Genomic DNA, 8,901 nt, shown 5'->3' with positions numbered 1-8,901 from the left:
CGATCTGGCCCGCGCTTCCTCGGTGTTCTTGCCGCCCGCGTCAAAGGGGATCAGCTTGGCACGGCGGAACTGGGCGGTAGTCATTCCACTGCCCTCCTGTCGCTGCGCGACATCGCCCACGAGGGATGAGGGCGGCGTCTTGCGAAGCGCAGCTTCGCGCCGCCCGAACGGACCGGCTGTGCACAGCCGGCCCTCGTCGAAGCACCCCCTTCGGGCGGCCGGGCGTGAGCGCTCATGTCGTCTCCCTGCTCAGTCCTTCATGGACGATGTGGAGTTCTTCGAGGGGCACTTCGCGGGCGTTGCCGGCGTTGAGGTCGGCGGATTTCACCTTGGTGACGATGCCGTTCTCGAAGCGCCACACCCCCGCGTCGGGGGCGCTGCTGTCGGCCTGCATCACGCGGATGGTGCCGGACACGTAGGGCAGCGGAAAGCTGCCGTCGATACAGCGCTGCACCCAGGCCCAGAAAGCGGGGTCGAGGGACAGGCCGCGCTTGAGGATCAGGGGTGGGCTGGTGGTTTTGCCCACCAGCTGGCGGGTGCCCCGGTTGTAGCCGCCCTCGCGCAGGCTCACAGGCTCCAGGGTGATCTCCAGGCCCTGCACCTCCGAGAAGGCCCCCCGACGATTGCCCAGGGCCAGGCCCTCGTCGCCGCCCAGGCCCGACAGCTCGATGTGCACCGCGAAGTTGAAGTTGGAGAGCATGGCCGGGTCGGGCATCACTGCACCTCGATGCGCGGGTCGTCCGCACCGCTGCGGACGAGGCGGAAGACGATGAACTCGGCCGGCACGGCGGGGGCCACACCCACGAGCATGATGGCCCGGCCGGAGTCCAGGTCGCCCTGGGTGTGGGTGCTGGCGTCGCAGCGCACGAAGTAGCTGTCGGCGTCGCTGCGGCCGGCCAGGGCGCCGGCATTGAACAGGGCCTTGAGGCGGCGGCGGGCGGTGCCCGTCATGGCCGACCACAGCACCGCGTCGTTGGGCTCGAAGGGGGCCCAGGCCAGGTCGGCGGCGAGCTGGGCCTTGAGCCAGTCGATCAGGCGGCGCACCGACAGGTGGGTCCAGTCCCGCTCGGTGGCGGTGCTGCGGGCGCCGAGGAGCATCAGGCCGCGCTCGGTGCGACGGATCTCGTCGATGCGCTCTTCGAACAGGAAGCCGGGCTCGGGCAGGCCGGCGTCGTCGGCGCGGGCGAAGGTGCCGAGCACCGGGCGATTGGCCGGGGCGGCCCACACGCCGGTGTCGTTCTCGACCTGGGCGGTGATGCCGCAGGCGGCGGCCGAGGGGGGCACGGTGGCGGCGCTGCCGTCCGCATCCACCCGCAGCCACGGGGTGTACAGGGCGGCGCGGGGGCTGGCCACGCCGTGGCGCCAGGCCACCACGTCTCCGGCGCGCAGGCCGGGGGGCAGGTCGAGCAGGGCGATGCGGGTGCCGCGGGCTTCGCAGTCGGCCACAAGGCGGCGCTGGTAGTCCTGCAGCTCGGCCGCATCGAAGCCCAGCCGCGGCCAGTCGAAGGCGTTGGTGCTGCGGTCGGCCTGACCGCGGCTGCACTGGGCGCCGAAGCACAGTTCATCGGGCAGGGCCGGTGGCACGCTGTGGGCGTCCGGCGGCGTGGGGTGGAGCAGATCCGGCAGGCTCACCAGGGCAATCGGCTCGAAGGGCTGGGCCTGGTCCCACACGCCCAGCGCGTCCAGGGCCGGCGGCCGGGCGTTGAAGGCGACGAAGCGGTGGTCGGCGTCTTCGAGGGCGTCGGCCAGGGCCATGCTGGTGCCCTCGAAGAAGTGATTGCGCCCGGTGCTGGCGCTGGCGTCCCGGCCCAGGCGGGATGGCGGCATCTCGGCGGCCGACAGGAGCAGACCGGCCGGCGCGGCAAACAGCGCCCGGCTTGGCAGCAGCCAGGCATCGGCCAGCATCAGGCTGGGGCGCAGGAAGTCGGAGCCCCACGGGTCGTCGGCGCTGCCCCAGTGGCGGTCGGCCTCATAGACCGGGTCTTCGGGGTTGGCGGTGTCGGTGCGCGGCGGCAGCAGGGCTTCGGCGGTGGCGCGGCGGCCCAGCAGGCGCGGCAGGAAGCGCGGATGGCTGGGGTGCAGGGCGGCGTCGTCCCAGCTCTCGACCAGCTTGCCGTCCAGGAAGACGTCGAGGCGCAAGGTGAGCTCGACGGCGGCGGCAAGCAGCTCGGGGTCGAGGAAGGGGTTGGTGGGCGTGGGTACCAGGATGGGCTGGCGGGCCGCGTCCACGTCCACCCGGAAGAAGCGGCTGACCGGCGTGGCGCCCGGGCCCGAGGCGCGCCGGGTGAGGCGCAGGGTGGCGCCGACGGCGGGGCGGTCGGGCGGGATGCGCAGGGCCTTGGTAACTGGGTCCAGCCCCAGGGCGATGGGGCGCTGGATGAGCTGGCAGCGCACTTGCAGGCGGTTGCCCCAGCTGCCCGGGTTACGGGCGGCAAGGCGTACCTGCTTGCGGGAGTTGCCGCGCACGGCCTTCAGCCCGGGCAGCAGCAGGCGCGTGGTGCGGACGTTTACGTGATCGACACAGCGTACCACCACGCAGCGCCGGCCGCCGTTGGCGAAGAACAGGCGCACTGCCAGGGGCAGCTTGAGCCCCGGCAGGGCGCGCCCGAAGACGGCCTCGAACTGGCGGGCGTCTTCGATGAGCACCGGGGTATTCACCGGCCCGCGTTCGGCCAGCCCGATCAGCGCGGCCACATCCAGGCGCACCCGCGCCCGGGAGGCCACGGCGGGCTTCTCCTCGTAGATGCCGGGTGGCAGACCGGGACGCCACAGGCTGCCGAGCAGCGCGACGCTCATGGGATGGGCCTCAGTTCAAGCGTGGAATCACTCGAACTCGAGGTCTTCGCAGACCAGGGTGAGCTCTTCCATGGCCACGTCGGAGGCGCCCTTGGCGGCCAGGGTGGGGCCTGTCCACTTGGAGGGGCGGGCGTTGATGAGCTTCCACTGGGCCACGGTGCTGGCCCGGTCTTCGCTCATCAGCTCGATCACCACGGTGGCCCGCGCTTCCATGTTGCCGCGGCGCACCTGGTTGACCCAGTTCCACAGGTCGAGGGAGGCGATCATGCCGCGCTTGAGTGTCACGTCGCCGGCCTTGTACATCAGCGGCACCTTGCGCGGGCGGTTGAAGGCGTCGGTGCCTTCCCGGTAGTCGGCGTGGGTGATCTCGGTGGACAGCCCCGAGACATCCGAGAAGCCGCCGCGAAACTCGCCGCCGCTGGCGGGGTTGATGGTGACCTTGAAGTTGAACGGGCCGTAGGGGTCTTCACGCAGAGTGGCCATTGCCGGTCTCCTTTGAGAATGCAGTTATCGCCGGGCGGGCGGGCGCTCAGATGATCGAGGCGTCGGCGGTCCATTGACCGATGCGGAAGATCACGAACTCGGCCGGCTTGGTGGGCGCGACGCCGATCAGGCACACCAGACGGCCGTTGTCGAGATCGGACTGGCTCATGGTGGTACGGTCGCAACGCACGAAGTAGGCGTCTTCGGGGCGCGAGCCGAGCAGGGCGCCGGTGCGCCACACGTCGTACAGAAAGCCCTCGATGGTGAGGCGGATCTTGAGCCACAGCTCTTCGTTGTTGGGCTCGAACACCGCCCACTGGGTGCTGCGGTCGATGGAGTGCTCCAGGTAGATGAACAGCCGGCGGACGTTGATGTAGGTCCATTCCGGGTCGGAGCTGATGGTGCGGGCGCCCCACACCCGGTAGCCGCGGCCCTCGAAGAAGCGCAGGCAGTTAACGCCTTCGGGGTTGAGCACGTCCTGCTCGCCCTTGTTAACGTTGCGCGAGAAGCGCAGCACCCCGCGCACGGTTTCGTTGGCCGGCGCCTTGTGCACGCCGCGCTCGATGTCGCTGCGGGCGTAGATGCCGGCCATGGCGCCTTCGGGGGAGTAGAGCACCGTTTCCCGGGCGCTGCCGGGCATGGTGGCGACCAGCCAGGGGTAGTAGATGGCAGCGTATTTCGAGTCGTGCTGGCCGCGTACCAGGCGGATGGCGGCCTGGTCCGCGTCCCGCGGGCCGGCGAGGATGGCGAAGCGGTAGCGCAGGCTTTCGCAGTGGCTGACGAGGGCGTCGCGCACGGCCTGGTCGATGGGCGAGGGCAGGGCGGCAGAGCCCGGCGCGGCGACGATGGCGATGTCCTCGATCTCGCCGAGGGCGGCCAGGCCGGTGGCCTCGTGGCCGCTGCCGCCGCCGGTGAAGGCGGCGCTGTCGGGGGCGATGCCGTCACTGCCGCTGCCCAGGGTGAGGGGCGACGCAGCCACCAGGCTGGTGAGCAGGTCGCGGGCGAAGGTGGTGCGCTGGGCCGCCACCGTGGGCAGGGCGGCCACGGCATCGAAGTAGATGCGCTGGCTGCGGTCGGCGGGGGGCTCGATGCCGGCATCCGGGTCTTCGTGGCGCAGGATGCGGCCCACGAAGAGATCGGAATCCGGGTGGGACGAGAGGCGCTGGATCTGCTCGCTGCGGGTGCCGGTGGAGCCGTCCAGGTTGGGACCGATGCTGAAGTCGAGGGTGATCTTTTGTACCGCGGCGAGGGCTGCCGCGTTGAGGTCGAGGTTGCCGCCGGCGTTGGTGAGCAGCGGGCTGCCGGCCGCGTCGAAGCTGACGCTGAAGATGTTGGCCGCGGTAACGGCGTTGGCACCGGCCGCATCCACCCGGCTCTCCTTGAGGGCGCCGGCCTCCACCACATCACCCAGGCGCAGGCCCATCACCCGGCGGCTGCCCGCCACGCCGGTGAGCAGGTTGCCGCTGCGCGTGGCGCTGATCCGCACCACCACGTTGCCGGCCCGCCCGGGGAAACGGGCGCGCAGGAAGCGATTGACCCCCAGCACCGAGATCGCCGGGCTGACCGAGCGGCCGGCCGCCACCGAGCCCCCGCCGGTGGGTGTGAAGATGCGCGACACATACACCCGTTTGCCGCCGTTCTCGAAAAACAGGCGCACCGCGTGGGCGAGCTGGTTGGGGGTGGGCACGCCGCCCAGCAGCAGGTCATCGCCGTCGCCAAAGAGGCGCTGGAATTCCTCATAGCCGGTGACCAGGGCGGGCAGCCCGGCGGTGGGGCCGAAGCGGGTCTGGCCGACGAAGCCGGCGGTGGAGGTCGCCACGCCCTCGATGGACTTGGCGCGGAAGCTGGTTTCTTCGACGTAAACTCCCGGAGCGAGGTATTCAGGCATGTCGAGCCTCCATCATGGCTAGGGTAGCAACTCGATATCCAGCCGGGTTTTCTGGCCGACCGAAACCGAAACGGGCGGATTCTGGCCGCCGACCTGCGGGTGCAGGGTGCCGCCAGCGTCGCGCAGTTGAAAGCCCTGCGGCAGGAACAGCGAATTACGCTGGGCCGCCGAGAGCCCGAAAACATTGGCTGGCTGCCCGGCCATAAAGCCCCGTGCCGCCAGGGCCGCGGCGAGCGCCGGGCGGGGGGCGAACACCGTTAGCGCCCGGGCGAAGTTGCGTAGCGGCGGGTTGATGCCCCGGTCGATCATCTCGAAGGGCAGCACCAGCAGAAAGCTGCCGTCCGGCCCGCTGAGGGTGCTCACCGTGTCGGCGACGCCGGTGCGCACCGTGGCGAGGCTGAGCAGCGCGCCGGGCACGGCACGGCTGCCGTCGCGCAGCACGCCCCACACCGCGGTGGTGGCAGGCGGCAGGCCCATGGCCAGGCCGGGGCGCAGATCCACGCTGGGGTAGGCCGGGGGCGGCACCACGGGGGGCGCCTCGGCGGCTTCGAGGGCCGCCCTGAGTGCAGAGCGGTCGGGCACCAGGGCGCTGATGGCCTGGGGCTGGTAGCGGCCGGCGGGGTCGTCGATCTCGATGCGCGCGTCGCCCGACGGAATGTTCAGAAAACCGTAAAGGCCCGTGGATTCGTGCCACAAAGGGCGCTCGGCCTGCCCGGCCACCCGCACCCGCAAACCGGGCAGGGCCGCCAGGCTCGGGTCGGCGTTGGTGGTGAGATAGCGCCGGATGCGCACCGCCAGCACCCCGACCGCGCTGATCCTGTCGGGGGAGTGGCGGGCGGCCCAGGCCAGGGGCGTGTCGGCGGGGGCGAGCATCAGGGCACCTGGGGCGTAAAGACCAGCGTGCGCGAATCGGCAATTGCCGGATCGGAGCGCTCGCGGGCGGCCAGCCGCGCCGTGCGCACCACATAGGGCACCGACAGCTGGTAGGGCGGCTCCAGGCTGTCCCACAGGCGCAGCATGTCTTCGGTGCTCAGGTGGTTGAGGGCCACCCGCAGGCCGTCCTCGGGCTCCCACTGATAGCGGGGGTCGAGCAGCGGGCCGGTGATCACCGCGTGGCGATCCAGGATGTCCATGCAGCGGGCCAGCATCACCTGCTCGCCCTCCGCATCCCGCAGCCCCCACACCGTAAGCAGGTAGTGAAGCTCCAGCCCCAGCGCCTGCCGCCGCGGCGCATTGGGCGCCAGACGCGGCAGATCCACCGTGCGCCGGGCCTCATCCACCTCCACCCGATACAGAAAGAGCGCCACCTGGCTGGTGAGGTTGGGCGTGAAATCGCGGGTGGAAAACAGGGACACCGTGTAGCCATCCAGCCCGCCCGTCGCCACAAGCTGATCCTCCAGCAGGCGTCGCAGGGTGGCGCTGGCTCCGGCAATGAACATGGCATCTCCCTTGGTGACAGCGACCCCGGCGAACGCGAAATCCACGCCCGGACGACTGCCGGCTGGAGGGGCTATTTATGCATTCAACACTACTTTCATGAAACTTCAAGGACAAACACGGACGGCATGCTTCCCAAAATGGGTGTTGTCACCCGACGCGCCAGGAAAACGCCAAAAGCCGCACCAGTACAGCGCTGCCGGGTGTCGGGCATGAAGAGAAGATGTGCTCAAGCACACAGGAAGAGAGCCCCTGTGAGGCAGTCAAGCACACGGGATGGGGCAAATCAAGGCGGGGTGGGGGAGGGGGCAAACGGCGACGAGTCGCCGGGCATAACCGGAGTCAGGTGACGCGGGCTAGGGGCGGGAGTCGTTCGTGCTGCGGGGAATTTCAGGCATGTCCTGCATCGCTCCACCCAGGGCGGCCAAGCGCTTGGCCGCGCGGACCTGGATGAAGGTTCTGATCGCCTCAGCAAGCAGATCTGCCGGATCCATGGATGGGTCTGCAAGCTCCAGCGCCCGCGCGTAGAGCGCATCGTCAATTGCTACCGTCACCCTCATCGCAACCTCCGTGTGTTTCCGCTGACCCAGACCTTGCATCCAATCCAGCAGGGCTGCAAGCGCACCCACACAAGCACGGCTCCGCTATCCTTCCGCCTCTTTGCCCGCAGCCCATACCGCACCATGGACAAGTACGAACAATTCGAGATCGAACAACGCGCCCTGATGCGCGCCCTGGAAACCGACGGCCCCAGCGAAGCCCTCGCCGCCCGCCTCAAGGCCCTGTACCGTGACGCTGGCGTAGTGGTGGCCCTGGGCCCATCCCGCAGCGTGCCGCGAGACGATGGCCTGCCCGACGACGAAGCCGACTTCGACCCTGAGCTCGACCCCAACCCCGACGCCATGCCCATGGCCGACGACCGGGACATGGACTACTACATCCGCGCCCTCGACAGCGGCGCCCTCACCCCCATCTTCGCCCACGTCCCCTGGGGCGAAGTGAGCCTGCGCTACGAGGCCCTGGTGATGGACGACAAAGTCTGCCCCGGCCTCCGCGCCTGCTGGAGCGACCCGCTGGCGTTTCTGGCGGACGGGAAGGCGGACGAGGGGTTCAACGCGCGGATTGAGGGCATGGTGGGCGCGTTCGGGCGGATGGTGTCGGCGGAGTGGTGGAGGTGGCAGGTTAGGGTGGTGTGAGGGGGGCTGGTTGTCGGTCGGAGTGGTCATCGGTAGCAATCGCCGAAGGGCTGCTACCGACTCTTTGCAGCCATTCGAACCTTGGAAAAGCGGACTCTAACGTCCGGCTAGCTTCATGTTAGACAGGTGGCGGAGTGATGGTGCCATTGGCTCGTAGAGCCCTTGAGGAAGCGAAGAACATAGCATCGAAGTTTTCATGATATTGGGACACGATGCCGACAAAATCCCAGTACAGCCCACGATCAATGAATACTGGCCCACCACTCAGGCCACCAAGAGCATCTATGTTCATGTGATGGTCAGAGCCGAAAGACTTGACCCAATATTTGCGCTCGAAGGCAGAGACAAATTGGCCATCACTAACTGATGAAATTTCAGAAGCGCCGCAGCTCCAGCTTCCGAATATGTACTCGTCAAACGACTCGATCGTTCGTAGACACCCCGGAAAGCCACCAAATGCAACAAATTGGCCTTTCTGTAGTGGTTCCGGTGGCCACACTGTTGGCCGGAATATGCAAGAGCCGATTTCGCCTTCTGTTGTGATTAATTTTGCCTGTTCTGCCGTAAGACGGATGGTTGCCAAGTCAAGCCGCGCATTTTTTTCGACTAGCTGTTCGAGCGGGTTGATCTCAACAGAGCCAATTTGAAAAACACAATTGTCGTGTTTTTTGGCCATGTCAATGTAGCCAGCGATTACATGCTCGCATGTTATGGCAAGTGGCCCATCGCCAAGATCGACGAGTGAAACCGACCCGCTGCTTATTTCGCTCGGCCGCTTTTTTGAGGGGCGTTGGCCGAAAAATGCAGCCTTAGCAAACAAGAGTGGGAACCTCCCTAGCTTCTCTCCAAGCGCTCCGGCGGCAAGTTGTTTTGCACTTTCCATGTTTTTCAGCTTCGATCATGAGAAGACGATGTCAGCGCCAAAGTGACGCGGCAGCAATGAGGAGCATTGACGTCCGTTTTGAACGCCCCGTTAGGGAACCCCTGATCAATTGACGTTTGAAGCACGAACACCCAAGCCAGCAGTTTTGAGCCGACTTCGATGATCACTTTTTCCGCCCTTGCTGCCGCATTTCGAGGCCATTTCGGCCTTGATCACCC

General features: G+C 67.8%; 9 protein-coding genes. 1 reads left to right on the top strand and 8 read right to left on the bottom strand.

The annotated features are described in order from the left end of the window. Positions 1-232 precede the first annotated feature (232 nt). The 7 genes from PHI64_RS22900 to PHI64_RS22870 all read right to left on the bottom strand — a co-directional run bounded on the left by PHI64_RS22900 (position 233) and on the right by PHI64_RS22870 (position 7,164). Entirely contained in the window at positions 233-715 is a 483-nt protein-coding gene (locus PHI64_RS22900; protein WP_299888515.1) for a phage tail protein, read from the bottom strand. Further along, positions 715-2,796 carry a phage tail sheath C-terminal domain-containing protein gene (locus PHI64_RS22895; RefSeq protein WP_299888512.1) on the bottom strand — a complete coding sequence of 694 codons (2,082 nt, stop codon included), beginning with the start codon at positions 2,794-2,796 and terminating at the stop codon, positions 715-717. Before PHI64_RS22895 ends, PHI64_RS22900 begins: the two co-directional genes overlap by 1 nt. 27 nt (positions 2,797-2,823) lie before the next feature. Beyond that, positions 2,824-3,279: a phage tail protein gene (locus PHI64_RS22890; RefSeq protein ID WP_296404825.1), complete on the bottom strand. Its 456-nt coding sequence runs from the start codon at positions 3,277-3,279 to the stop codon at positions 2,824-2,826. A 46-nt stretch (positions 3,280-3,325) separates the two neighbouring features. Then, positions 3,326-5,167: a phage tail sheath subtilisin-like domain-containing protein gene (locus tag PHI64_RS22885; RefSeq protein WP_299888507.1), complete on the bottom strand. Its 1,842-nt coding sequence runs from the start codon at positions 5,165-5,167 to the stop codon at positions 3,326-3,328. Positions 5,168-5,185: 18 nt separating this feature from the next. After that, on the bottom strand, positions 5,186-6,040 hold the full coding sequence (locus tag PHI64_RS22880) for a hypothetical protein (protein ID WP_299888504.1): 855 nt from the start codon (positions 6,038-6,040) through the stop codon (positions 5,186-5,188). Continuing rightward, on the bottom strand, positions 6,040-6,606 hold the full coding sequence (locus PHI64_RS22875; protein WP_299888502.1) for a DUF4255 domain-containing protein: 567 nt from the start codon (positions 6,604-6,606) through the stop codon (positions 6,040-6,042). The genes PHI64_RS22880 and PHI64_RS22875 overlap by 1 nt, the downstream gene beginning before the upstream one ends. Positions 6,607-6,960: 354 nt before the next feature. Continuing rightward, a complete protein-coding gene (locus PHI64_RS22870) occupies positions 6,961-7,164 on the bottom strand; it encodes a type II toxin-antitoxin system VapB family antitoxin (protein WP_299888500.1) in 204 nt (67 codons plus the stop codon). Positions 7,165-7,176: 12 nt separating this feature from the next. Here PHI64_RS22870 and PHI64_RS22865 point away from each other — a divergent pair, with 12 nt between their 5' ends. After that, complete coding sequence (locus PHI64_RS22865; protein ID WP_299888498.1) at positions 7,177-7,800, top strand: hypothetical protein; 624 nt, start codon at positions 7,177-7,179, stop codon at positions 7,798-7,800. A 118-nt stretch (positions 7,801-7,918) separates the two neighbouring features. Here PHI64_RS22865 and PHI64_RS22860 read toward each other — a convergent pair whose 3' ends face one another. After that, complete coding sequence (locus tag PHI64_RS22860; protein ID WP_299888496.1) at positions 7,919-8,683, bottom strand: trypsin-like peptidase domain-containing protein; 765 nt, start codon at positions 8,681-8,683, stop codon at positions 7,919-7,921. Between the last annotated feature and the right edge of the window lie 218 nt (positions 8,684-8,901).

Source organism: Zoogloea sp. (assembly GCF_028689785.1).
Lineage (GTDB): Bacteria > Pseudomonadota > Gammaproteobacteria > Burkholderiales > Rhodocyclaceae > Zoogloea.
The sequence above is the reverse complement of the archived record's forward strand: the minus strand, read 5'-3'. Positions and strand labels throughout refer to the sequence as shown.

Bases quoted from the DNA above. Each gene is read 5' to 3' on its own strand.
- PHI64_RS22900 (WP_299888515.1), bottom strand. From the start codon at position 715: ATGCCCGACCCGGCCATGCTCTCCAACTTCAACTTCGCGGTGCACATC.
- PHI64_RS22895 (WP_299888512.1), bottom strand. From the start codon at position 2,796: ATGAGCGTCGCGCTGCTCGGCAGCCTGTGGCGTCCCGGTCTGCCACCC.
- PHI64_RS22890 (WP_296404825.1), bottom strand. From the start codon at position 3,279: ATGGCCACTCTGCGTGAAGACCCCTACGGCCCGTTCAACTTCAAGGTC.
- PHI64_RS22885 (WP_299888507.1), bottom strand. From the start codon at position 5,167: ATGCCTGAATACCTCGCTCCGGGAGTTTACGTCGAAGAAACCAGCTTC.
- PHI64_RS22880 (WP_299888504.1), bottom strand. From the start codon at position 6,040: ATGCTCGCCCCCGCCGACACGCCCCTGGCCTGGGCCGCCCGCCACTCC.
- PHI64_RS22875 (WP_299888502.1), bottom strand. From the start codon at position 6,606: ATGTTCATTGCCGGAGCCAGCGCCACCCTGCGACGCCTGCTGGAGGAT.
- PHI64_RS22870 (WP_299888500.1), bottom strand. From the start codon at position 7,164: ATGAGGGTGACGGTAGCAATTGACGATGCGCTCTACGCGCGGGCGCTG.
- PHI64_RS22860 (WP_299888496.1), bottom strand. From the start codon at position 8,683: ATGGAAAGTGCAAAACAACTTGCCGCCGGAGCGCTTGGAGAGAAGCTA.